The organism is Nonomuraea sp. NPDC049400, assembly GCF_044466425.1.
Classification (GTDB): domain Bacteria; phylum Actinomycetota; class Actinomycetes; order Streptosporangiales; family Streptosporangiaceae; genus Nonomuraea.
Genome location: NZ_JBITMP010000019.1, coordinates 1 through 22,858, shown reverse-complemented (window position 1 = coordinate 22,858; position 22,858 = coordinate 1). Strand labels below are relative to the sequence as shown.

Annotated in this window: 24 protein-coding genes; 12 read left to right on the top strand and 12 right to left on the bottom strand. The window is 70.2% G+C overall.

What is annotated here, in order from left to right:
* The first annotated feature begins 39 nt into the window (after positions 1-39).
* Together ACIBVN_RS28405 and ACIBVN_RS28400 are read left to right on the top strand one after the other, a co-directional pair.
* On the top strand, positions 40-978 hold the full coding sequence (locus tag ACIBVN_RS28405; protein ID WP_397141403.1) for an ATP-binding cassette domain-containing protein: 939 nt from the start codon (positions 40-42) through the stop codon (positions 976-978).
* The gene (locus tag ACIBVN_RS28400) at positions 975-1,754 is read left to right on the top strand and encodes an ABC transporter permease (protein ID WP_397141401.1); all 780 of its coding nucleotides are present in this window, start codon (positions 975-977) and stop codon (positions 1,752-1,754) included. The genes ACIBVN_RS28405 and ACIBVN_RS28400 overlap by 4 nt, the downstream gene beginning before the upstream one ends.
* Here ACIBVN_RS28400 and ACIBVN_RS28395 read toward each other — a convergent pair.
* Positions 1,751-2,203, bottom strand: a complete 453-nt coding sequence (locus ACIBVN_RS28395) for a MarR family transcriptional regulator (protein ID WP_397141399.1) — start codon at positions 2,201-2,203, stop codon at positions 1,751-1,753. The genes ACIBVN_RS28400 and ACIBVN_RS28395 overlap by 4 nt on opposite strands.
* A gap of 71 nt (positions 2,204-2,274) precedes the next feature.
* On the opposite strand from ACIBVN_RS28395, the gene ACIBVN_RS28390 reads away from it, so the two are divergent.
* Positions 2,275-3,063, top strand: coding sequence for a nitroreductase/quinone reductase family protein (locus ACIBVN_RS28390; RefSeq protein WP_397141397.1), 789 nt, complete (start codon positions 2,275-2,277; stop codon positions 3,061-3,063).
* Here the strand turns inward: ACIBVN_RS28390 and ACIBVN_RS28385 are convergent.
* From ACIBVN_RS28385 to ACIBVN_RS28355, 7 genes are all read right to left on the bottom strand, one after another.
* The gene (locus ACIBVN_RS28385) at positions 3,060-3,638 is read right to left on the bottom strand and encodes a GTP-binding protein (RefSeq protein WP_397141395.1); all 579 of its coding nucleotides are present in this window, start codon (positions 3,636-3,638) and stop codon (positions 3,060-3,062) included. The two genes, ACIBVN_RS28390 and ACIBVN_RS28385, sit on opposite strands and share 4 nt — an antisense overlap.
* On the bottom strand, positions 3,619-3,981 hold the full coding sequence (locus ACIBVN_RS28380) for a DUF742 domain-containing protein (RefSeq protein WP_349456287.1): 363 nt from the start codon (positions 3,979-3,981) through the stop codon (positions 3,619-3,621). The genes ACIBVN_RS28385 and ACIBVN_RS28380 overlap by 20 nt, the downstream gene beginning before the upstream one ends.
* Before the next feature lie 26 nt (positions 3,982-4,007).
* A complete protein-coding gene (locus ACIBVN_RS28375) occupies positions 4,008-4,430 on the bottom strand; it encodes a roadblock/LC7 domain-containing protein (RefSeq protein WP_139627761.1) in 423 nt (140 codons plus the stop codon).
* Between the two features lie 21 nt (positions 4,431-4,451).
* Positions 4,452-7,319 carry a nitrate- and nitrite sensing domain-containing protein gene (locus tag ACIBVN_RS28370; protein ID WP_397141393.1) on the bottom strand — a complete coding sequence of 956 codons (2,868 nt, stop codon included), beginning with the start codon at positions 7,317-7,319 and terminating at the stop codon, positions 4,452-4,454.
* Positions 7,320-7,453: 134 nt separating this feature from the next.
* Entirely contained in the window at positions 7,454-9,679 is a 2,226-nt protein-coding gene (locus tag ACIBVN_RS28365; RefSeq protein ID WP_397141391.1) for a [protein-PII] uridylyltransferase, read from the bottom strand.
* An 88-nt stretch (positions 9,680-9,767) separates the two neighbouring features.
* Positions 9,768-10,106 carry a P-II family nitrogen regulator gene (locus ACIBVN_RS28360; protein ID WP_349456290.1) on the bottom strand — a complete coding sequence of 113 codons (339 nt, stop codon included), beginning with the start codon at positions 10,104-10,106 and terminating at the stop codon, positions 9,768-9,770.
* A complete protein-coding gene (locus ACIBVN_RS28355) occupies positions 10,103-11,413 on the bottom strand; it encodes an ammonium transporter (protein ID WP_397141389.1) in 1,311 nt (436 codons plus the stop codon). The genes ACIBVN_RS28360 and ACIBVN_RS28355 overlap by 4 nt, the downstream gene beginning before the upstream one ends.
* 206 nt (positions 11,414-11,619) lie before the next feature.
* Here ACIBVN_RS28355 and ACIBVN_RS28350 point away from each other — a divergent pair, with 206 nt between their 5' ends.
* Entirely contained in the window at positions 11,620-12,546 is a 927-nt protein-coding gene (locus ACIBVN_RS28350; protein WP_397141387.1) for an ABC transporter substrate-binding protein, read from the top strand.
* A gap of 4 nt (positions 12,547-12,550) precedes the next feature.
* Here the strand turns inward: ACIBVN_RS28350 and ACIBVN_RS28345 are convergent, their stop codons facing one another.
* Together ACIBVN_RS28345 and ACIBVN_RS28340 are read right to left on the bottom strand one after the other, a co-directional pair.
* Positions 12,551-13,327 (bottom strand): MOSC domain-containing protein, encoded by a 777-nt coding sequence (locus tag ACIBVN_RS28345; RefSeq protein ID WP_397141385.1) that lies wholly within the window; start codon positions 13,325-13,327, stop codon positions 12,551-12,553.
* 10 nt (positions 13,328-13,337) lie between these two features.
* Positions 13,338-14,147: an alpha/beta fold hydrolase gene (locus ACIBVN_RS28340; RefSeq protein WP_397141383.1), complete on the bottom strand. Its 810-nt coding sequence runs from the start codon at positions 14,145-14,147 to the stop codon at positions 13,338-13,340.
* A gap of 82 nt (positions 14,148-14,229) precedes the next feature.
* On the opposite strand from ACIBVN_RS28340, the gene ACIBVN_RS28335 reads away from it, so the two are divergent.
* Entirely contained in the window at positions 14,230-14,796 is a 567-nt protein-coding gene (locus ACIBVN_RS28335) for a TetR/AcrR family transcriptional regulator (protein WP_397141381.1), read from the top strand.
* 51 nt (positions 14,797-14,847) lie between these two features.
* Here the strand turns inward: ACIBVN_RS28335 and ACIBVN_RS28330 are convergent, their stop codons facing one another.
* Positions 14,848-15,906: a glycosyltransferase family 2 protein gene (locus ACIBVN_RS28330; protein WP_397141379.1), complete on the bottom strand. Its 1,059-nt coding sequence runs from the start codon at positions 15,904-15,906 to the stop codon at positions 14,848-14,850.
* 25 nt (positions 15,907-15,931) lie between these two features.
* Positions 15,932-16,651 (bottom strand): CPBP family intramembrane glutamic endopeptidase, encoded by a 720-nt coding sequence (locus ACIBVN_RS28325; protein ID WP_397141377.1) that lies wholly within the window; start codon positions 16,649-16,651, stop codon positions 15,932-15,934.
* 387 nt (positions 16,652-17,038) lie between these two features.
* Here ACIBVN_RS28325 and ACIBVN_RS28320 point away from each other — a divergent pair, with 387 nt between their 5' ends.
* The 7 genes from ACIBVN_RS28320 to ACIBVN_RS28290 are packed head-to-tail and all read left to right on the top strand — an operon-like array spanning position 17,039 to position 22,703.
* On the top strand, positions 17,039-17,941 hold the full coding sequence (locus ACIBVN_RS28320; protein WP_397141375.1) for an LLM class flavin-dependent oxidoreductase: 903 nt from the start codon (positions 17,039-17,041) through the stop codon (positions 17,939-17,941).
* A gap of 10 nt (positions 17,942-17,951) precedes the next feature.
* On the top strand, positions 17,952-18,989 hold the full coding sequence (gene mpaB, locus ACIBVN_RS28315) for a daptide biosynthesis RiPP recognition protein (protein ID WP_397141373.1): 1,038 nt from the start codon (positions 17,952-17,954) through the stop codon (positions 18,987-18,989).
* Complete coding sequence (gene mpaM, locus ACIBVN_RS28310; RefSeq protein ID WP_397141371.1) at positions 18,986-19,792, top strand: daptide-type RiPP biosynthesis methyltransferase; 807 nt, start codon at positions 18,986-18,988, stop codon at positions 19,790-19,792. Before mpaB ends, mpaM begins: the two co-directional genes overlap by 4 nt.
* Positions 19,789-21,057 (top strand): daptide-type RiPP biosynthesis aminotransferase, encoded by a 1,269-nt coding sequence (gene mpaD / locus ACIBVN_RS28305; protein WP_397141369.1) that lies wholly within the window; start codon positions 19,789-19,791, stop codon positions 21,055-21,057. Before mpaM ends, mpaD begins: the two co-directional genes overlap by 4 nt.
* On the top strand, positions 21,054-22,283 hold the full coding sequence (gene mpaC / locus ACIBVN_RS28300; RefSeq protein ID WP_397141367.1) for a daptide-type RiPP biosynthesis dehydogenase: 1,230 nt from the start codon (positions 21,054-21,056) through the stop codon (positions 22,281-22,283). The genes mpaD and mpaC overlap by 4 nt, the downstream gene beginning before the upstream one ends.
* The gene (locus ACIBVN_RS28295) at positions 22,284-22,481 is read left to right on the top strand and encodes a daptide-type RiPP (protein ID WP_397141365.1); all 198 of its coding nucleotides are present in this window, start codon (positions 22,284-22,286) and stop codon (positions 22,479-22,481) included.
* A gap of 57 nt (positions 22,482-22,538) precedes the next feature.
* Positions 22,539-22,703 (top strand): daptide-type RiPP, encoded by a 165-nt coding sequence (locus ACIBVN_RS28290; RefSeq protein WP_397141704.1) that lies wholly within the window; start codon positions 22,539-22,541, stop codon positions 22,701-22,703.
* Positions 22,704-22,858 lie beyond the last annotated feature (155 nt).

The following is a 22,858-nucleotide window of genomic DNA, read 5'->3' as shown; positions in this document are numbered from 1 at the left end:
GCTGTACGGTACAGCGTACGAAATCAGGGAGGGACACGTATGTCAGCGGTGCTCGCGCAGGACCTGCGCAAGACGTACGGCGACAAACCCGCGCTGGACGGGATCGATCTCGACGTGGGCGGGGGCACGGTGTGCGGCCTGCTCGGCCCCAACGGCGCGGGCAAGACCACGGCCGTGCGCATCCTCACCACGCTCCTGCGGGCCTCGGGCGGCCGCGCGGAGGTCGCGGGGTTCGACGTGGCGACCCAGCCCCGCCAGGTACGCCGCAGCATCGGACTGGTCGGCCAGCACGCGGCGGTGGACGAGATCCTCACCGGCCGGCAGAACCTCGAGCTGTTCGGCCGCCTCTACCACCTCAGCGCGCCCAAGGCCCGGGCCAGGGCGGACGAGCTGCTCGAACGGTTCGGGCTGGACCACAAGGGGCCGGCCAAGGAGTACTCGGGCGGCATGCGGCGCAGGCTCGACCTCGCGGCCAGCATGATCCTCGCGCCGCCGGTGCTGTTCCTCGACGAGCCGACGACCGGGCTGGACCCGCGCAGCCGCGCGGAGATCTGGCGCTCGGTGCGCGAGCTCGTGGCGGGCGGCACGACCGTGCTGCTGACCACCCAGTACCTCGAGGAGGCCGACCAGCTCGCGGACCGGATCTCGGTGATCGACTCCGGGCGGGTGGTGGCCGAGGGCACGCCGGACGAGCTCAAGTCCAAGCTCGGCGGCGACCGGCTCGACGTGGTGATCCACGATCCGGCGCGGCTCGACGAGGCAGCCGGGATCGCCGGGAGGGTGGCGTCAGGACCGGCCGAGGTCGACCGGGACACCAGGCACGTGAGCGCGCCGGTGAACGAGCGGGTGCAGGCCCTCACGGAAGTCCTCGCAGCCCTGGCGGCGGCGGGGATCGAGGTCGAGGACGTCGCGCTGCGCCGCCCCACGCTGGACGAAGTCTTCCTGAACCTCACCAACCGCCAAGGAGACGCGAGATGAGATGGGCTCTGGCCGACGGTTGGACGGTCGCCCGCCGCGACCTGATCCACTGGGCCAACCAGCCGATGACGGTGGTGTTCGGGGTCCTCTTCCCCGTGATGATCACCCTGGCCTTCGGCTACCTGTTCGGCGGCGCGGTCGAGGTGCCCCCGGGGGCCGACTACTTCACCTTCCTCATGCCCGGCATGTACGGCATGACGATGCTCTTCGGGCTGAGCGCCACCATGGTCGCCGTCACCACCGACGCGTCCAAGGGCGTCACCGACCGCTTTCGTTCCATGCCCATGGCCCCCTCGGCCGTGCTGATCGGCCGGGCCGTCGCGGACCTGCTCAACTCGGTCCTGGTCCTCGCCGGACTCCTGGCCTGCGGCCTGGCGGTGGGCTGGCGCCCCGTCTCGCTCTCCGGCGCGCTGGGCGCGGTGGGCCTGCTGCTGCTCCTGCGCTTCTCACTGCTCTGGGCCGGCATGTACCTGGGGCTGCTGGTCAAGGAGCCGGGCGCGGTGGTGGCGGTGCAGACCCTGGAGTTCCCGATCGGCTTCCTGTCGAACGCCTTCGTCGCGCCGGGCACGATGCCGGGCTGGCTGGGGGCGATCTCCGAGTGGAACCCTCTGTCGTCCACGGTGGCGGCAGCCCGGGAGCTCTTCGGGAACCGCGGATGGGGCGGGGACTCGTGGGTGGCCCAGCACGCGGTCCTGATGGCGGTGATCTGGCCGGTGGTGATCACCGCCGTCTTCTTCTTCCTGTCGGTACGCCGCTACCAGCGGCTCGACCGTTAGCCGCCGGAGAGCGCCTGCTCGTAGGCCAGGAGGGTGTCCACGAACATCCGGCGCTGCTCGGGCGTGAGCGGCTCCAGCGCCTGACGCCAGGCCGTGGCGCCGTAGCCGAGCCACTCGTTGATCGACTCCGCGTGCCGGTCGGCGATGCTCACGATCGTGCGGCGCCGGTCGGCCTCGTCCTCGCGCCGGTCGAGCACACCCTTCCGGCTCAGATCCCCCACCATCAGGCTGACCGTCGCGGGCGCCACCTCCAGCCGCGACGCCAGCTCGTTCACCGTCATCGGGCCGTCGAAGAGCAGGTACGCCAGCAGCGACAGATGCCTGGGCGCCAGCGACAACGACTGCAGCTCAGGAGGCACCCCCAGGCGCTTGACCCGCCCCACCATGCGCGGCATCAGCAGCAGCAGCGTCCTGATCCCGTCGTCCACGCTCAAGCCGTCAGTTGACATCCTCAATACCTTGCTGTCTAAATTAGCTTTGATTGCAAAGCAAATATGAAGCCTCGTCTAAGGATAGTGACGTGTCCGATTTCAACCAGCAGGTGATCGAGGAGTTCCGGGCCAACGGCGGCAAGGTGGGCGGCATGTTCGAGGGCGCGCCTCTCGTCCTGCTCACCACCACCGGCGCCAAGAGCGGCCGGCGGCGCACCAACCCTGCCGTCTACCTGCGGGACGGCGAGCGGGTCCTGGTGTTCGCCTCCAACGCGGGCGCCGACGCCAACCCGGCCTGGTACCACAATGTGCTGGCCAACCCCAGGGTCATCGTGGAGCTGGGCGAGGAGCGGTTCGCGGCCAGGGCGGTGCCGCTGGAGGGCGAGGAGCGCGACCGCATGTACGCCAGGCAGAGCGCGATCGACCCGGCCTTCGCCGCCTACCAGGAGGGCACCGACCGGGTCATCCCGGTCGTCGCGCTCTACCCCGAGGCCGAGCGGCTGCAGGCGTTCGGGGACGAGCTGGCCAGGATCCACGACCACCTGAGACGGGAGCTGGCCAAGGTGCGCGAAGGGTCCTCGGCCAGCGACCTGCGGGCGCACTGCCTGGCCTTCTGCGACGCGATGGCCTTCCACCACAATGGCGAGGAGCGGGTGGCGTTCCCGCACCTGGAGAAGCTCTTCCCCGAGCTGGAGGAGCCCCTCGACCGGCTGCGCGCAGAGCATGCGTTGATCGCCGAGCTCGTCGGGAAGCTGCGCGAGGCCGCCGACCCCGAGACGCTCGACCGCGTCGCGAACGAGCTGGAGGCCCACTTCGCCTACGAGGAGGAGCAGCTGATCCCGGTGCTCAACTCGCTGGAGAGCGTCCCCTGGGCCTAGCGGACCGGCGCGGCGCGCAGCCGCACGACGTGCTCGACCAGCGAGATCAGCGTCGCCTTGACCGACTCGCGGTGGCGGGCGTCCGTACGCACGATCGGCACGTGCGGCGACAGCGCGAGCGCCTCCCTGACCTCCTCGTCGGAGTGCGGGAACTGCCCCTCCCAGCCGTTGATGCCGATCACGAACGGCAGCTTCGCCTCTTCGAAGTAGTCGATCGCGGGGAAGCTGTCGGCGAGCCGGCGCGTGTCGAGCAGCACCACCGCGCCGATCGCGCCCCGGACGAGGTCGTCCCACATGAACCAGAACCGGTGCTGCCCGGGCGTGCCGAACAGGTAGAGGATCAGGTCACGGTCGAGTGAGACGCGGCCGAAGTCCATGGCCACGGTCGTGGTCTGCTTGTTCGGGGTGAGGCCGAGGTCGTCGATGCCCGCGGACGCGTCCGTCATCACCGCTTCTGTCGTGAGCGGGAGGATCTCGGACACCGCCCCCACGAACGTCGTCTTGCCGACGCCGAACCCACCGGCGACGACGATCTTCGTCGACGTCAGCCCGGGGCTAGAGCCTGCGTAGTCCACTGAGCACCCTTTCGAGCATGTTGAGGTCTGGCTGTCCCTGGCTGAGGCGTGGCTGGTGCAGGCGGACAAGCCCCTCGTCGGACATGTCCGCCACGAGCACCCTGGCCACGCCCAGCGGGACGCGGAGCAGGGCCGAGATCTCGGCGACCGACCGGAACGACCTGCACAGCTGCATGATGGCCTCCTGCTCGGGGGTGAGCATGGCCATCTCGTCGTCCGGGATCGACATGGACGAGATCAACGTCTCCATCGCTAGGTGATAGCGCGGCTCGGATCGGCCGCCGGTCACCGCGTAAGGACGGAACAGGGGCTCGTCGTCCCCTGCGCCGTCAACGCCATACACGGCCCGCTCCCATCAGTTCCATCACATCACCGGGTCCTGGCGGCCTGGAGCTCGGCCCGCAGGGCCGGCGTGAGAGCCTGTCCGGCTCTGTCTACGAGCAACGTCATCTGGTACGCCACCAGCCCCATGTCACAGTCCGGAGCCGCCAGCACCGTGAGCACGGAGCCGTCGCTGATCGCCATGACCAGGAGCAGGCCGCGCTGCATCTCGACGACCGTCTGCGTCACCGCGCCGCCCTCGAACACCCTGGAGGCGCCCACGGTCAGGCTCAGCAGGCCGGCGGAGACGGCGGCGAGCTGGTCGGCCCGGTCCGGCGGGAAGCCTTCAGAGGCGGCCAGGCACAGGCCGTCGGCCGAGACCACGACCGCGTGCGCGACTCCGGGCGTGTTACGCACGAAGTCGGTGATCAGCCAGTCGAACCTGTTCGCCTCATGACTAAGGGTTGTCACGCATCCTCCCCGGCGGGACGCTCACTCACTCTTTTCCTCCTGTCCACGTACTTCCTGGCGGCCCCGTCGCACACCCTGCTGGAAGCTGGCCATCCGGCTCCGGATCCGGTCCGCCGATACCGGCGGCGTCGGAGCCGTCCGCTGCGGTTGCTGCGGCTGCGCCGGCTGGTTCGCCGTACCGGGAACCAGGTTGGCCTTGGGGGTGCGCTTCGGTAGCCCGGCGGCGGTGATGCCGCCGAGGCTGGGCTCGGCGGCAGCGGCCGCCGCGCGCCAGCCGGCGTCTGCCGCCGTTCGCCACGCTTCCTCCCCAGAGGGTACGGCTTGCGAGGACTTGTCCTCACCCCCGGCTACCGGCCGCGGCGTCGCCTCGTGGGCCGGCTCGTTGGGCGGCCTGCGGAACCAGGCGGACTCCACCGACGCGAAGATCGGCAGGTACTCCTCCTGCTCGGGCTCCATCGGCGACACCTCGACCGAGGGCGTCGGTTCCGGCCTCCGCACGTCGTTCGTGGGATACGCCGGGGCCGGCGGAGGCGTCTGGAACGCGCCATTACCAGATGGGTATGAGCCCGGGGTCGCGAACGAGGGATAGCCGCCCGAGTCGAACGAGGCCGACTGCCTGCGGTAGGAGCCCCCGTCGGTGTCGGCCGAGAAGCCGTTCACGCCCGCCTTGCCGGGGTCCGAGTGGAACGGCGAGCTGTCGTACGAGGCGGGCTCCGGCATGCCCTGAGGGGACCGGAAGCCATGCCGGGGCGCGGGGCCACTTGGCCGCGGGCCGCCGTCCAAGGAGTCGAAGCTGCCGAACGACCTGAACGTCCCGTTCTGCACGGGCGGGGCCGCCGGGGTCGGCACGGAGCCACCGCCGAAGGCGGGTCGCTGCGGCAGCGGCTGCTGGGTGCCGTCGGTGATCAGCGTGGGCGGCAGCAGCACCATGGCGATCAGCCCGGCGCCCTCGCCCTTCCTGAGCTGGACCCTGATGCCGTGGCGCAGCGCCAGCCGGCCGACCACGAACAGGCCCATGCGCCGCGAGACCGACACGTCCACGACGGGCGGCTCGGCCAGGCGGCGGTTGGCCTCGGCCAGCTCCTCCTCGGTCATGCTGATGCCGGTGTCGCTCACCGACAGCAGCGCGCCGCCGCCCTCGATGAGACTGCTGGTGACGACGACCTGGGAGGTGTTCGGCGAGAACTGGATGGCGTTCTCGACCAGCTCGGCGACCAGGTGGACCAGGTCGTTCGCGGCGCTGCCGAGCACCGAGGTGGACCGGTGGACCTTGACCTGGACGCGCTCGTAGCCCTCGACCTCCGACAGCGCGGCGCGTACGACGTCGACCAGCTTGGCGGGCTGGCTGCGCCGGCGGGTGGCCTCGTGACCGGCGAGGACCAGGAGGTTCTCGGAGTTGCGGCGCATGCGGGTGGCCAGGTGGTCGAGCTTGAACAGGTCGGCCAGCCGGGCGCCGTCCTGCTCGCCCTTCTCCAGGCCGTCGATGAGCGAGATCTGCCGCTCGACCAGCGTCTGGGTGCGGCGCGAGAGGTTGACGAACATCGAGCTGATGTTGCTGCGCAGCTCGGCCTCCTCGCCCGCCAGGCGCACAGCCTGCTGGTGCACCTGGTCGAAGGCCCTGGCCACTTCACCGATCTCGTCGTTGCCCTCGACCTCGATCGGCCGGACGTCGCCCACGGACGCGTCGCCGCTGACCCGCAGCCGGTGCACCACGTCGGGCAGCCGGAAGCCGGCCACCTCCAGCGCCTCCGTGCGCAGCCTGCGCAGCGGGCCGACCATGGAGCGGGCGATCGCCACGGTGAGCAACAGGACGAGCAGCAGCAGCGCCAGGATCAGGGCGCCCGCGATGATCGCGTTGCGGATCTCGGCCTCGCGCAGCTCCTTGCCGCGCAGTCCGACCTCGCCGGCCAGCTCCTTCTCGATCCCGCTCAGCACCTTGATGGCGGCCGTGTTGTCGTTGAACCACTGGTCGCGGCTGCCGGCGGCGGAGATCAGGTTGTCGGTGATCCGCACGCCCGGGGCTTGGCCGCGGGCCAGAGCCCGGCCGCTGGCCAGCGTGACCGCGCGCGACTTGGTGAGCTGGGCGTTGACGTACTGGGGGTTGGAGGTGAGCGCCCTGGACAACTTGAGGCCGACGTCGGCGCCGGCCTCCGCCCCGACGTCGGATATGTCGCTCAGCTGGCGGGCGTTGGAGGCGATGAACTCCTCGACCTCCTTGGCGTCCACGCTGTCGGGGTCGTACGAGGCCTGGAGCAGCTGGATACGCTGCTTGGAGATCTCCTCCTTGGCCGCCGCGAGCGCGTTCAGGGCGCGGAACTGGCCGATGATCTGCGAGTCGTCGGACAGCAGGCTCAGCTCGTCGTGCAGGCTGAGCAGCGTGTCGGTGAGGAAGTCGTAGCGGATGGTGTCGGTCTGGCCCTCGGTCCTGATCTTCGGCAGCCGGGTCAGGTCGTACTTGGCCTGCTGGGCGGCCTTGACGATGCGGGGGCCGTACGACTCGTCCATCGTGTCGAGGTCGGCGTTCACGGTCTTGACCAGCGTGTCCACGGCCGCCTTGCGCTGCTCGAGCGGGGCGGCGAGCCTCTTGCGCATCGCACGGCTGGCGCCGATCCACCCGCTCGTGTCACGCTCCAGACCGAGCGCCTGTACGAGGTCGCGGATGTGGCCTGCCTGCTCGGCACCGGTCGCCGTGCGGTCGTAGTCGGCGATGCTCTGGACCGAGCCCACCACGCGCGCTCCTCCGAGCACGACGCCGGCCATCGTGGGCACCAGGATGAGCGCGGTGAGCCGCCAGCGCACGCGCCAGTTACGCAGGCCGAGGCGTGGCTGGGGCCGCTTCCCGCGGTCCCGCTTCGCGGCGAGGCCGCTGTCGGAGTTCCCCGTAGTCACTGCTTCCCGTACCCCTCAATCGTCCCGCCCAGCACGGGCCTTAAAGCCGTCCCACAAGGTATCCGCAGCTTCTGACTTACCGGGCATTTCGGACACAATTGTTACAAAATGTGACCGGTGTCGTGTGCTGTTGGTTATCGCAGTGCGGCAAGGACCTGATCGCGGACTTGCGCCCTCTGTGCGGCGTCGCTGAGGGGGCGACCGGCGCGATCCACGACATAGAAGACGTCCACCGCCTCCGCGCCGAGAGTCTCTACGCGAGCGGCTCTCACGTCAAGACCACACTCACCGAACGCCCGTCCAATGCGCCACAGGAGTCCCGGTCTGTCATGGGCCCTGACTTCCACCACGGTGGCCGTCGCGGAGGCGTCGTCGACCAGTGTTACCCGAGGTGGAGCCACAGGCACCCGGGGCGGCCTCATGGAGCGGGTGCGGCGGGCCAATCTCTGTTCGATGTCAAGACGGCCAGCAAGGACCAGACGGAGATCGGACTCCAGTGTCGCGGGGTCCGGCGGGGAGCCGTACTCGGGGATGACCGAGAACTCGATCACCGCCGTGGAGCCCGCGGAGGCGGACGAGGCGGAGCGCACGATGAGCCGGTGGGCGGAGAGCACGCCGGCGGCGCTCCACAGCAGCCCCACCCGGTCGGGGGCGACGACCGTGACGGCTCCCCCGTTGACGCGCACGGCTCCGCCGCCGTGCCTGGCGAGCGCCGCCTGCTCTGCCGACAGGGTCGGCGGCTTGGGCGGCGGCGCGCCGGCCAGCACGGACCTGACGCGGCGTACCAGGTCGGCGACGAGCCCCGCCTTCCAGCTGTTCCAGGCGGCGGGACCGGTCGCGTGGCCGTCCGCGACCGCCAGCGCGGCCAGCAGGTCGAGGACCTCCCGCGAGCCCACGGTGGCGGCGACCTTCTCGATCGTGACCGGGTCGTCGAGGTCCCTGCGGGTGGCGGTCTCGGGCAGCAGCAGGTGGTGGCGTACGACCGTGGCGAGGGTCTCGACGTCCTGCGGAGGCAGGCCGATGCGGGTGGCGATGTCGCGGACCACGACCTCGCCCGTCGCGGAATGATCCCCTGGCCAGCCCTTGCCGACGTCGTGCAGCAGCGCGCCGATCAGCAACAGGTCGGGGCGGGAGACCTCGCGGGTGTGGCTGGCGGCGTTCGCGGCGGCCTCGATCAGGTGCCTGTCGACCGTGAAGCGGTGGATCGGGTTGCGCTGGGGACGGTGGCGGACGCGTTCCCAGTCAGGAAGCAGCTTGACAAGGATGCCGGCCTGGTCGAGCTCCTCCCACACGGGCACGGCGGCGCGGCCCGCGCCCAGGATCGACACCAGGTGGTCGCGCGCCTCCTCCGGCCAGGGCACCGGCATGGGAGGCGACTGAGCTGCGAGTACGGACACCGTTGCGGGGGCGAGCGGCAACCCTGAGTCGGCCGCCGCGGCGGCGGCACGCAGCACCAGCATCGGGTCCTTGCGCGGGTCGACACCCCTGGCCAGCACCACCTCGCCCCCATGCTCGACCACACCGTCCGCCAGCGGGCGGCGGCCTCGGGGAGCGGGGCCTGACAGCAGCCTGTCAACCGTGCGCCAGGTGCCGTCGATGGCGTGGGAGATGGTCCGGCCCGCCTCGGCGAGCCTGCGCATGAGCGCCTCCGCGTCGAGCAGGCCGAGCAGCCCGGCCACGGCGTCCTGCTCCTGCAGCACCAGCCGGTCGGTGCCGCGGGCGGTGACGACGTGCAGCGCGTGCCGCACGTCCAGGATGAGCTCGTACGCCTCGCGCGCCCTGGGGCCAGGGGCCGAGGCGACCCAGGCGGCGGCCACGGCCTGCATGGCCTGGACGTCGCGGAGCCCGCCGCGGCCGTCCTTGAGATCGGGTTCGAGCAGGAAGGCCAGCTCGCCGCTGGCCTGGGCCCGTTTGTCGGTCGCCTCACGCAGCTCGCCGAGCCTGCGCCGGGAGTCGGCCCGCCACTCGGCCAGCACCGCCTCCCTGGCCTTCTTGGTCAGTTCGGGGTCGCCGGCCACGTGCCTGGCCTGGATGAGGCCGAGCACGGCCTTCAGGTCCTGCCTGGCGACGCTCACCGCCTCCTCGACCGTCCGTACGGAGTGGTCGAGGTTTACCGCGGAGTCCCAGACCGGATACCAGATCCGGTCGGCGATCCGCGCCACGTCAGCCCGGCCGTTGTGCAGCAGGACCAGGTCGAGGTCGCTGCCTGGGGCGAGCTCGCCCCTTCCCAGGCTCCCGACGGCGACCAGTGAGACATGGTCGCCGTCGCTCGCCGTCCTGAACAGATCCTTGAGCCAGCGGTCGATGTCCGCGGCCCGCTCCTTGCGGGCCGCGGCGTACGAACGGGCCTCTCCCCTCACTGCTGTGCCCCCTTGCCCAGCTCCGCCCGGACGCCGTCGTCCGGGCGTCGCGATGTCGATGCCCTCGCTTCACTGGATCCAGGAGCGGTCACAGGGCTTCAGGACCACGCTCTCCCGTGCGTACCCGGATGACGGAGTCCACCGGGACGGACCAGACCTTGCCGTCGCCGATCTTTCCGGTGTGCGCGGCCTTGACGATGACGTCGATCACGTCCTCGGCGTCGTCCTCTTCTGTGAGGACCTCCAGGCGGACCTTCGGCACCAGGTCGACCTGGTACTCGGCGCCGCGGTAGACCTCGGTGTGGCCGCGCTGGCGGCCGTAGCCGCTCGCCTCGCTGACCGTCATTCCCTTGATGCCGAACTGTTCCAGCGCGGCCTTCACGTCATCCAGTTTGAACGGCTTGATGATCGCCGTGATGAGCCTCATGCGTCCACCTTCTTGACAGCCGGGGCGGTGGGCCCGTTGGGGGAGGTCACGCCGGAGGCGTAGACCGTGCCGAGGTCGTACCCGGTCTCGGCGTGCGCGGTGACGTCGATGCCGGTCATCTCTTCCTCGGTGGAGATCCGGAAGCCCATCGTCTTGTCGATGATCTTCCCGAGAACCCAGGTGATGATGAAGGAGTAGCCGCCGACCGCGACCGGGCCGAGGACCTGCAGGCCCAGCTGGCCGAAGCCGCCGCCGTAGAACAGGCCCTTGCTCTGCTGCTCCAGGAAGGGGTACGCGGCCAGGAAGCCGAGCGCGACGGCACCGATGACGCCACCCACCAGGTGCACGCCGACCACGTCGAGCGAGTCGTCGAAGCCGAGCTTGTACTTCAGGCCGACGGCGTAGGCGCAGATGACGCCGGCGAGCAGGCCGATGACCATCGCGGCCCACGGGTCCACGAAACCACAGGCGGGGGTGATGGCGACCAGGCCGGCGACCGCGCCGGAGGCGACGCCGAGGCTGGTGGCGTGCCCGTCACGCATCTTCTCCACGAGGAGCCAGGCGCCGGCGGCGACCGCGGTGGCGATCTGGGTGTTCATGAACGCCAGGCCGGCCGTGCCGTCGACGGCCAGCTCGGAGCCGGCGTTGAAGCCGAACCAGCCGAACCACAGCAGGCCCGCGCCGAGCAGGACGAACGGGAGGTTGTGCGGCCGCATCGGCTCCTTGCGCCAGCCGTGGCGCTTGCCGAGCACGAGGCACAGTGCCAGGCCGGCGGCGCCGGCGTTGATGTGGACGACCGTGCCGCCCGCGAAGTCCTCGATGCCCATCGTGTTGAGCCAGCCGGTGCCCCACACCCAGTGTGCGACCGGGAAGTAGACGATCGTCGCCCACAGGATGCTGAAGAGGATCCACGCACCGAACTTCGCCCGGTCCGCGATCGCGCCGCTGATCAGCGCGACGGTGATGATGGCGAACGTCAGCTGGAAGGCGGAGAAGACCAGGCTCGGCATGCCGGTGCCGTCGTCCTTCGTAGCGGTGTCCACCAGGCTCTGCAGGCCGAGCGCGTCGAAGCCGCCGACCACGTTGTTGATCGCCCCGATGGGGTTGTCGGTGAACGCCAGCGAGTGTCCGAAAAGCACCCAGGCGATGGTCACCGTGATGATGGCGCCGAACGACATCATCATCATGTTCAGGACACTCTTGGCCCTGGTCATGCCCCCGTAGAAGAAAGCGAGACCTGGAGTCATCAGCAACACCAACGCGGTGGCCGCGAGCATCCAGGCTGTGGTGCCGCTATCGATCTTCACGACGCGACCCTCCTTACATGTGACGTGTTGCCACAGCGTGTTCGCCCGGCGTTTCGTGGCTCGACCAGGCGTGTTTCACATTCGTGAATCTCGCCGGATGGGTGTTTCGAGTAGGTTTCGGAGTTCTCACTGATGCGGTTTCGGCTCGGCTATATCGGACGTGAGATACTTAGGATTGCCTAACCTAAAGCGATCAAGGAATGCCCATGCGCCTCCGCCTGGCCGTCGCCGCCATGCTCCCCGTCCTCGCCCTCGCCGCCTGCGGCACATCGACCTCCTCCCAAGAGAGCGGCCCTACCCGGACCGTCAAGCACGCCATGGGAGAGACGAAGGTGCCGATGACCCCCAAGCGGGTCGTGGTACTCGACACGGACAAACTCGACACAATGGTCTCGCTCGGCATGGCGCCCGTCGGCGCGGCGCAGGCCCAGGAGAACCAGAAGTGGCCCGCGTACCTCGGCTCGGCCCTGTCCGCCACCAAGGCGGTCGGCACCCTGCAGGCGCCGAACATCGAGGCCATCATGGCGCTCAAGCCGGACCTCATCCTGGGCAGCAAGTTCCGGCAGGCGGCCTTCTACGACAAGCTCAGCAAGATCGCGCCGACCGTGTTCACCGAGAAGGTGGGCATCACCTGGAAGGAGAACTTCCTGCTCGACGCCGAGGCGCTGGGCAAGAAGGACCAGGCCCAGCAGCTGATGTCGGCGTACGAGAAGCGGGCCAAGGAGGTGGGTGCCAAGTTCTCGAAGCTGCAGGTGAGCATCGTGCGGTTCATGCCCACCGAGATCCGCATGTACGGGCCGGAGTCGTTCAGCGGCATCGTGGTGGGCGACGCGGGCATCCAGCGGCCCGAGCCGCAGCAGCTGGCCGACCAGGCGGACAAGCGCTTCGGCAAGCTGAGCCAGGAGAACATCGCCAAGGCGGACGCCGACGCGATCTTCTACACGGCGTACGGGGACGCGGCGGCCAAGTCGCAGGCGGCGGTGACCGGCGGGCCGCTGTGGAAGAACCTGAAGGCGGTCAAGTCGAACAACGCACACAACGTGGACGACGAGGTCTGGATGACCGGCATCGGCGTCACGGCCGCCGGCAAGATCCTCGACGACCTGGACAAGTACCTGACGCCCCTGGTCTGAGCCGTCATGGGCGGCGGGGGGCTCCCAGCCGTACCTGGTCGCCCCGCTTGATCCGGCCGGGCCGCAGCACTCGCGCGTACACCCCCGCGCACGGCTGCGGCCCCATGTCGAACACCTGCACCCGGTTGTGCCTGGCCACTGTGCGCAGGGCTTCGGCGTCGCGCCGCAGCGGCCCGTGTGCCAGGGTCGGCACGGCGCAGCGCGGGGTCGCCACGATGACCTCCAGCACCACCTCGTCGCCCACGTGCAGCTCCCGGCCCACCCAGTCGTTCTCGGGGAAGCCCTCTCCCGGCGTCCGGACGACCAGGTTCGGCCGGTAGCGGAGGGCTTCCACGTGCCCGCGCGCGCTGAGCGCCCCGATCCGCTCGACGGCGGAAGTGGTGATCAGATGGATCGGCGCGAAGTCGAAGAACGTGCCTTCGGGTGACGCTCCCCCTAGCCTGCCGACGGTGTGTGGCACCTCCGCGTCGACCCCCTTGGCCAGCACCCGCTCCGGCACCGATCGTTCGAACTCGGCGCCCTCCGGCGGCACGTCGATCAGCCGCACCTCCCGCCCGAGCAGCTCCGACAGCTCCTCGTCCCCGAGCGCCCCGGCGCCCTCGATCGCCAGCAGCCCGCGCCAGAGCCGCGGGTTCTTGGCGCTGGCGATCTTCCCGGTCGCGACGTCCAGCACCGCCCGCGCCCGGTCCCCGGCGAGCCCGCGCTCGGTGACCTCGCTCTCGGAGATCCCCTCCCCCAGCATCGACTTGACGGAGTAGCGCCGCAGGGTCTCCAGGTACATGAAGCCGATCTTACGGCTGGGGCTGGGCCCAGAACCGGCGCAGATGCGGCACCAGCTCATCCGCCCTCTCGTCGGGGAAGAACAGCCGCCCGCCCTCGATCTCGACGACCTCCTTGACGCCGGGGATCGTGTCGCGCAGCCAGCGGGCCCAGCTCACGTCGAAGAACGCGTCTCCCGTGCCCCAGACCACCAGCGTCGGCACGGTCAGCACGGTGAGCTGCGGCTCGATGGCGACCAGGTCCTTGGCGTCGATGGAGGTCAACATCCGCTCGAAGGCGTGGCCACCACCGGGCTTGGCGAAGATCGGCTTCAGGAACGCGTCCACCAGCTCTGCCGGGTCGTCGATCCGCTCGTAGCCGACGCCGAAGGCGGTCTGCGCCAGCAGCTCCGGCTGGTCCAGCACGGCCTCGGTCAGCGCGGCCAGCTCGCCCCTTGCGGCCAGCTCCACCGTGGACTTGAACGCCTCTGGCGGGGCGTTGGTGTGGACGTCGCAGTTGGTGAGGGTGAGCGTACGCAGGCGCTCGCGGTGGCGTACGGCGAAGATCTGGGCCACGGCGCCGCCGGTGTCGTTGGCGACGAGATCCACCTCGCCGAGCCCGAGGCCGTCGCACAGTTCCTCGACGGCCTCGGCCAGCGCGGGCATCGACAGGTCGTCGCGCGGGGCGCTGCCGCCGTGCAGCGGCAGGTCGATGGCCACGCAGCGGCGCTCGTCGCGGAACGCCTCGATGACGTGGCGCCACAGGTACGAGCTGGTGCCCACCCCGTGCACGAACAGGCTGACCGGTCCCTCGCCCACGTCCACATAGCTGATGCCGTCCATGCGGGTACTCCTTCCGATTTTCCAAACCGACTGTCGGTCTAGAAAATTACCGACTGACGGTCGGTTTGTCTAGAGTGGGTGCATGAACCTCAAGGCGGAGCGCGGAGCGGCCACCCGCGACAGGGTCCTGGCGATCGCCACGCGGCTGTTCGCCGAGCGCGGCTACGACGACACCTCGATCGAGGCGGTGCTGCAGGAGTCGGGGCTGAGCAGGGGGGCTCTCTACCACCATTACGCGGGCAAGGACGCCCTGTTCGAGGCCGTGCTGGAGGCCACGGAGTCGGCCATCGGCCGCAAGATCCGCGAAGCGGTCCGCGGCATCGCCGACCCGGCCGCCTCCCTCCGGGCCGGCGTCCTGGCCTGGATCTCGCTCGCCGGGGATCCGGTCATCAAGCGCATCATCCTGATCGACGCGCCGTCGGTGATGGGGTGGGAGCGGTGGCGGGCCATGGAGGAGCGTCACTCGTTCGGGATGCTCAAGGCCGCGCTGGCGGCCACGGGGGCGGTGCCGGCCGAGTTCCTCGACCTGCACGCGCACATGTTGCTGGCGGCCGTCAACGAGAGCGCGCTGCTGGTGGCCAGGGGCGGCGACCACGACACCGCGGTGGCCGCCGTCGAGGAGTTCCTCCGCCGCGTCCTCGCAGGCTAGAAGCCCGGCGGGGCGACCGCGGCGGCCGGCGGCCAGTGGAGCCGACGCTAATCACGCGGTGAGGCGCTGGCTTTCGAGCACGTCGGCGTAGAGCGTCATCTGGTGGCGCATGACCTTCCGCGTCAGGTCGCCGATGCGCCGCGCGTGTTCCGGGGTCATGCTCGAGACCAGGTGCACCAGGGCGACGTAGCCGTCCCGCTGCTCGATCGCCATGTCCGGCCACAGCTCCTTGCTGGTGATCTGCGTACGGGAGAGGGTGTCGACCAGCGCCTTGTCGATCTCCGCCCAGTCGCTGTGCCACCCGATCGGCACGACCAGCTCTTCCTTGGCCGCCAGCGAGCCGTACCAGGCCCGTACGTCCTTCAGCATCGCCTCACGGGCCGCCTCGACACGGCGCAGGTCCTTCAGCGCCCGGTAGGCGGCCCGCGCGGCCAGCATGCTCTCGAACCGGGCGATCTCCCAGCCGTGCTCCGTGACCACCATCGACTGGCGCGTGCTCGGGTCCACGAGCTCCAGCACCGTCGCCTCCGCGACCGTCTGGCAGCGCGCGCCCGCGTCCGCCATCCGGAGCCACAGGTCCCAGTCCTCCAGCCCCGTCATGGACACCCGCCACCCGCCGACCTCCTCGGCCAGCCCGGCGAGGTGAGCCGCCTGCGTCGGCTCGAACAGCGCGTGCATCACCTGGAAGTCGGGGTGCCAGCACAGCTGGAGCGGCGGCGTGGTGCCGAGCACCGCACCCGAGGCGTTCACCTTGGTCGCGGCCGTCGCCGCGATCTGGGCGCCCCCGGCCAGCGCCCCGGTCAGGAGCTCGAGATGGCGCGGCAGCCAGCGGTCGTCGTGGTCGATGTAGGCGATGACCTCGCCCGTGGACTCGGCCAGGCCGATGTTGCGCGGCTCAGAAGGATGGCCGTGATGGCGGGTGCGCAGCAGGCGGATCCGTTCGTCCCGCTCGGCCAGCGTACGCACCACCTCGTCGGTGTCGTCGTCGCTGCCGTCGGAGACGACGATCAACTCCCAGTCACGCAACGTCTGCGCCTGCACCGACGCGATGGTGTCGACGATGGCGGCGCCGCGGTTGTAGGCAGGACAGATCACCGAGACACGAGACACGAACGTTTCCTCCTCACAGGGGCCGTCAGGCCTTCGCCGGCGCGGGCTCCTGAACGCGACCGGGGTAGGGCATGACGACGAGCGCGATGATGTCGATCATGATGTGCACGAAGACCGGCGTGAGCAGGCTGCCCGTGCGCAGGTACGTCCAGGTGAGCAGGGCCCCGCTCACCACCGCCATCAGCGTGCCGACCGTGCCCTGGTAGATGTGGCCGAGAGCGAAGACCGCCACGGCGAGCACGGCGGCGATGGGGAGAGACAGACCCAGCTCACGCCCGAGCCCGATGAACAGGCCGCGGAAGACCACTTCCTCGCACACCCCCGCGGAGACGGCAAGGAGGACGGCCAGCCAGCGCTCGCGGGTGGTGCGTGCCATCAGCCCGGAGGCGGCGGCGTGCCAGGGCATCGTGACACCCTGTTTCGCCAGCCAGCGCAGGACCAGCACGACCGGCGTCATCCCCAGGGGGAGCCCCAGCAGCGCGCCGTACGCGATCGCGGGGTCGGACGGTTCCTTGATGCCGATGCCGGCCGCACTGATCGTCGGCGACAGCGCCACCACGAGGATCGCCACCGTCGCCCACACCCACATCTCCGCCGACAGGGCGGTGTAGTAGCGCGGGCGGGAGACCTCGCCGCGCACGAGGCGTGGATACGCCCGCCGGCCGAGGAAGGGGGCGACGACGGCGAGATAGAGGACAAGAGCGGCGGCGAGCACCCAGGCCAGCGGTGCGGACTCGAATGGCACGGTTTTCCTCTCAGAGCTTCGCTGAGTACGACCGGCGCGGGACGATGCGGGAGCCGCGCGCCAGCCATACGGAATACGCGGTAGATGGCATTACCCGCTCCTCTCGGGCGGAGTGGCTCCACCGTCAGTTTGTGCGGACGGTACGGCGCCGAGTAGACGCCGAAGTCACCGGCGCCCTATGACATCTGTCATCCAAACCCCGCTGACCTGCGCGGACACCGGCGAGGAAGCGGCGAGGAACTCATCACCTCGTATAAATGCGATGTAAGCAAATGCATCAGCAAACAGCCGGAACATCGCACGATGGACTGATTGATGACTAAATACTCGGTGCTGGTCCCGTTTGTTACTCGAAGGCCTGAGCAGATTCTCCCTTACGCGGCATTGGTGGCCCTGAGCCGGGCCCACGCGCTGTGGCAGGGGCAGTCCACGCTCATCGAGCCGCACCAGGGTTTCGCCTACGCGGCCGGTGCCGGGTTCCGCAGCCCGGTGGGCTTCGGCGTCACTCTCATGCCGCTGCGGCATCCGTACGAGGCCGCGCTGCAGGCGCGGTCGGTGGCCATGACCACAGGTCACCCCGTGGTGGCGGGCTTCGGCCCTGGCCCTGCGGTCTTCCAGGAGAACATGCTCGGCCGGCCGTACCCGAGCCAGCTCACCGCGATCAGGGAGTACGTCACCGTGGTGCGCGGACTGCTCGGCGGCGGCGCGGTCGACTTCCGGGGCGAGTACTTCGGGTACCGGGGCATGTTGCCGCCCGCCGTGGCGCCCAAGGTCGAGATCGGGCTCGGGGTGCTCAGGCGCGGCATGGCGAAGCTCGCCGGCGAGGTCGCCGACGTCGCGGTGACGTGGCTGACTCCCGCCTCCTGGCTGGCCGACACGATCGTGCCCGCGCTGCGCGAGGGCGCGCAGGCGGCGGGGCGGGACATGCCCAGGGTGGCCGCGATGGTGCCCGTCGCGCTGCGCCGTCCCGACCGTACGCCGGCGGAGCAGGCCCTGGCCAGCAACGCGATGCACCTGCAGGGGCCGCACTACATCGACATGCTGCGGAAGGCGGGCCTGGCGGTGACCGGCCAGAACACCGCGGCCGACGCGGCGGCTCTCGTCGAAGGCGGCGCCTTCGTGAGCGGCGACCTCGAGCAGGTCCTTACCGGGCTGAAGGAGTTCGAGCAGGCTGGCGCCGACGAGATCATCCTCAACCTGACCGGGGTCTACAACCTGCAGGGCCCCGACGAGACGACGAACGAACTCAAGTCCCTGCTTGGGGCACTGACCGGCCAGAAACTGCGCTGAAGGGGGAGCGATGACTTCGACGAAGCGGAACCTGATGCACTGGGGCACCGGCCAGGCCCTGACTCCTGGCGAACCCCACCTTGTCTCCACCCTCGTCCTGGAGGACCCCGGCTATCTGCACGCGCTCCGCAGGTCCGGGCTGGTGGGCGCGACCAGCGTGGTCTTCCTGCCCGGCGGCCCCAGCGACGACGCGGGCCCGGTGGTGGTGGGCTACACGGGTTCGCTGCGCGAGGCCGGGAGCGAGATCTCCATCTCCGACTCGTTCTTCCTGCAGACGCAGGACTACTCGACCAGCGAGTTCATGTCGGTGATCGGCCCGACCTCCATCAGGATCTTCAACGAGGCCGACTTCGAGCTGTTCCTCGACGACGCCGACCGGGCGAAGGACGAGGGCCAGTTCCGCGAGTTCCTCATCCATCCCGCGGTACGGCTGGCCGAGCTGCCGGCTCTGGGCGCGGGCATCGACCGTGACGGCCCGCGGCATCGCCTCTACGTCACCGCCGACGGCGACATCCACATCTCGCCCACCGGGAGCGCGATCGGCCACGCCGGCGACGACCTGCCGACCCTCGAGAAGGAGTGGGCCCGGCTCAACGCGGAGAGCGACCAGCCGTGCGCCGTCTGCCTGGCGAAGGCGGTCCCGGAGGCGCGGCGGGCCGCTGAGCTCGCCTCCCGGCCCTGGCTCGGCCGCTACCACGGCGCGATCGCGGCCCAGCAGGACCTGCTGACCCGGGGCGAGAGCGACTTCCGCGTCTCCGGTTTCGGCGGCCGGCTGGTGCGTGGCCTCGAGGAGGTCGAGAACCCGGCCGACATGGTGACGGCGGACCTGCCGCTGCTGCTGTGGACCGAGGCGTCCGCCTACGTGCACACCCTGTGGCCGTCGAGGACCTTCAAGGTGGAGCACAGGGCGGGCCAGCTCGTGGAGGCGCTGCTGGTGCACGGATCGATGGAGGCGGCCGCCCAGCACGACGACCGCAGGGGCCTGGAGAGCGTCACGGTGTTCTTCGCCAAGGCGGGCGTGCGCCTGACCGCCGAGGAGGCGTCGTGACGACGCTCGACGCCCCCACGCTCGCCCGCGGCGCGGCCGATCTCCTGGCCGAGCTCGGGAACCGCGCGGAGGTCCACGACCTGTACAGCCCGGCGGGTGCGGCGGTCTATCACGACATGGCCGGCGCGGACACGCAGGAGGTGCGCGAACTGGTGACGCTGGTACGCGCGCTCCCCGGCCCCGTGCTGGACCTCGCCGCCGGCTCGGGCAGGCTGACCCTGCCGCTGCTCGCGCTCGGCCGCGAGGTGACCGCGCTGGACCTGTCGGAGACCCTGCTGGCGCTGCTGAAGGAGCGGCTGGCACAGTCGCGGGGCAGTCTCGCCGAGCGCTGCGCGGTGGTCCACGCCGACATGCGCGACTTCGTGCTCGACCAGCGGTTCGGCGCGATCGTCCTGGGCACCTCGTCGATCTCGCTGCTCGACGCGGCCGGTCGCGCCGCGCTCTACCGGAGCGTCCGGGCCCACTTGCTGCCACAGGGCCGCTTCCTGCTGACCACCGTCGAGCTGCACGCCCCGCCCGGGCAGGAGGAGGCCGAGTTCGCCTTCACCGGTCCCAGCGGCCGCTCCTACCGCTTCTTCGAGCGCTGGGCACGGGCCGACGGGCGCCGCGTGGTCGCCATCTTCCCCACGGAGACGGAGGCGGAGCAGCTCACCGTCTGCACGACCACGATCGGCGTGCTGCCCGCCGACCTCCTGGAGTCGGAGCTCACCGCGCACGGCTTCACGGTGCGCTCCCGGATCCCGCTCGGAGACCAGAGCGGCAGGCACCGCGACGTGCTCATGGAAGCCGAGGTGGCCGCATGACGCCCGCCGGCCGGCCGCTCTGGCCCGCCCTGCTGCCGCCTGACTCCCACGGCTCCGATGAGCTGTGCACCGTCTCCGCCAAGGGGGTCAGGGTCCGCTTCGCCGACGGCCGGGAGCTCCTGTGCGGCACCAGCGGCCTGTGGAACACGAACCTGGGCTACGGCAACGAGGCCATCGCCGAGGCGTCGGCGCAGGCGCTGCGCGAGGCGTCGTACCTGAACGTCTTCCGCTACGAGAACGTCTACGCCCGCGAGGCGGCGGCCGCCCTCGTCGAGCTGTGCGGCCCCGAGCACTACGGCCGAGCGATCTTCTCCACCTCGGGCGGGGCAGCCAACGACGCGACGACGAAGGTCGTCAGGCAGTATCACGCGCTGACCGGCGCCGCCCAACGCAAGATCGTCGTCGGGCTGCTGGGCAGCTATCACGGCCTCACCTTCGGCGGCTTCGCCCTCACCGGCGAGGACCTCGGGCAGCGGCTCTACGGCGTCGACCAGCGGCTGACCAGGCACGTGCCGCCGAACGAGCCGGCGGAGCTGGAACGGCTGATGTCCCGGCTCGGCGGACAGGTCGCGGCGGTCGTCGTGGAGCCGGTGCTGGGCAGCGGCGCGATCCCCCTGACCGACGAGTACGTGGCCACCCTGCTCCGCCTGCGCCGCGAGCACGGTTTCCTGCTCGTGGCCGACGAGGTCGCCACCGGCTTCTGCCGGACGGGGAGCTTCTTCGCCACGCAGGAGTGGCCCGAGCCGCCCGACCTGCTGATCACCTCCAAGGGGCTGACGAACGGCACGAGCGCCGCCGCCGCCGTGGTGGTCTCCCACGAGGTCGCCTCGGCGTTCACCGACGCGGGCGCGGTGCTGGCACACGGCGAGACGCAGGCGGGCACACCCGTCACGTGCGCCGCGATCCTGGCCACCATCAAGGAGATGCGGCGGCTGGACGCGGAGGGCATGAGCAGGCGGTTGTCCGCGCTCCTCGACGTCGAGCTGGCCGCGCTGGAGTCCGACCACCCGCTGGTGGCCGGGACCGTGGGACGGGGATGTTTCCGCTCCATCCGCCTGCGCGGGTCCGACGGCGCCCCGCTGCCGCAGGCCGAGGTGCCTGCCGTGGTCGCGGCGATCCGCAGGGCGGGCGCGATCGTGCACTACGGGGTCAACGGCGTCCAGCTCTTCCCCGCGCTCACCTACACCGAGGCGGACCTGCGCGAGCTGATGGAGTGCGTGCGCAAGGGACTGTCGGCGTACGCCGTCCAGGCGGTGGGCGCATGACACACGTCCTGTACGGCGCCGAGGGCCTGGCGCCCTGGCTGGCCAAGAGCGGGGATCACGGAGAGACGACCCTGCTCGTGGACGCCGCCGTGGCCCAGAGCCCGATCACCGAGCACGTCCGCCGGCAGATCGGCAGAGCGCGGCGCCACGAGACGCTCATCGAGCTGCGCGGGCCCGGCGACGCGGACAGCGTGCGGGAGCTGGCAGCCCGCCTGACCGGCACCGGACTGGTCCTGGCCGTCGGCGGCGGCTCACTGCTCGACCAGGCCAAACTGGCGTCGCTGCTCTGCGGTGACCAGGACGCCCAGCGCCGCCTCATGGTCCGCCAGCGCAGCGGGCTGCTGCTTCTGCCGCCGCTCACCAAGCGGGCCGTGCCGCTGTTCGCGGTGCCGACGACGCTCGGCACCGGGGCAGAGGTCAGCACGGTCGCGTGCCTGGCCTACCCGGAGGGCAAACGGCTGATCACCGGCGCCTGCCTGCGTCCTGACCTGGCCGTGCTCGATCCGGTGGCCACCGCGACGCTTCCCGCGGAGCTGGTCTCAGAAGGGGTGCTCGAGACGCTCTTCCGGCTCACCAGCGGCTACCTCGGCGACCACGAGGACCGGGCGACGGAGGACGCGCTGGTGGAGACGCTGGCCGCGCGCGTGGCCCAGGAGGGTTACGCGGTGGCCCGTGCCCACGCGGCGGGCGGACGGGTGGACGACGCGCTGCTCTTGGAGATCGCCAAGCTCAGCGGCCTCGCCCACAACGAGTTCATGCACTTCGGCAGGCCGTCCTTCGTCAACAAGGGCTGGCTGATCGCCAACGAGCTCTCCACCGGGCTCGGCGCGAGAAAGATGGCCGCGGTCGCCCTGGTCATGCCGGAGCTGTGGCGGCGGGTCGCCAAGGGCGACGGCCGCCTGGGCTCGGCCCGGCGGCTGGGCAGGCTCTGGACCCGGATACGCGCCGCGGCCCCCGCCGGCCTCCCCGCCGACCCCGGGCAGGGCATCGCCGCCCTCATCGACGCGTGGGGCGTGGACAGATCGCTCCGCGCGGACAGGGCCGCGCTCGATGTGATCGCCGGCCGCATCGTCCGTTCCTGGGGCACGGGGCTGCCCATGCTCGGCGCTCTCACCAGGGACGACATCGACGACTTCCTGACGCGCGCGGTCTCTGCCACCGCGCCTGACGACTTCCCTCGCCACACGGGCGTGGGTGATCACCACATGAGAAAGGAGGTGTGCTAAATGAGCACAGCTACAGCCGAGGCCCTCGACCTGTTCCCTCTGGAGCTTGGGATGCAGGAGCTGGAGCCGATGGATGCCCCCAGCTTCTGGTCCGGCTTCAAGATCGGCGTCACCATCGGGGGCGTCGCCCTCAGCTTCGGAGGCGCCGTCTTCGGCGGCACGGTGGCCCTCGCTACCGCGTCGATCATCTCGACGTGAGCAGCCACATCCTCGTGAACCACGACTCGGTCAGAAAGGAGGAAGGCCGTGGAATCGATGACAGACCTACCCCTTGAACTGGGCATGCAAGAGCTCGAGTCAATGGAGGCGCCCTTCTGGGGAACCTTCTTCGGCGTCGCCACAGGTGTCTCAGTGGTGACCATTGTCGGATCGATAGTCAGTTACGGCGTCAGTGCCGTCGTGACCGCTATCAGCACCTGACGGCACCGCGATCGAGCTTTGATGCAGGAGCTCGAGAAGAGGTGACCAACTGAAGTGCGGTGGCGGCGGTGAACCCCCCACCCCACCACAAACCCCAAAAACAAAGTTTTGGATATTTTAAAAATAAAAGGTGTGTTGGAAATCCGCGAGAGTTT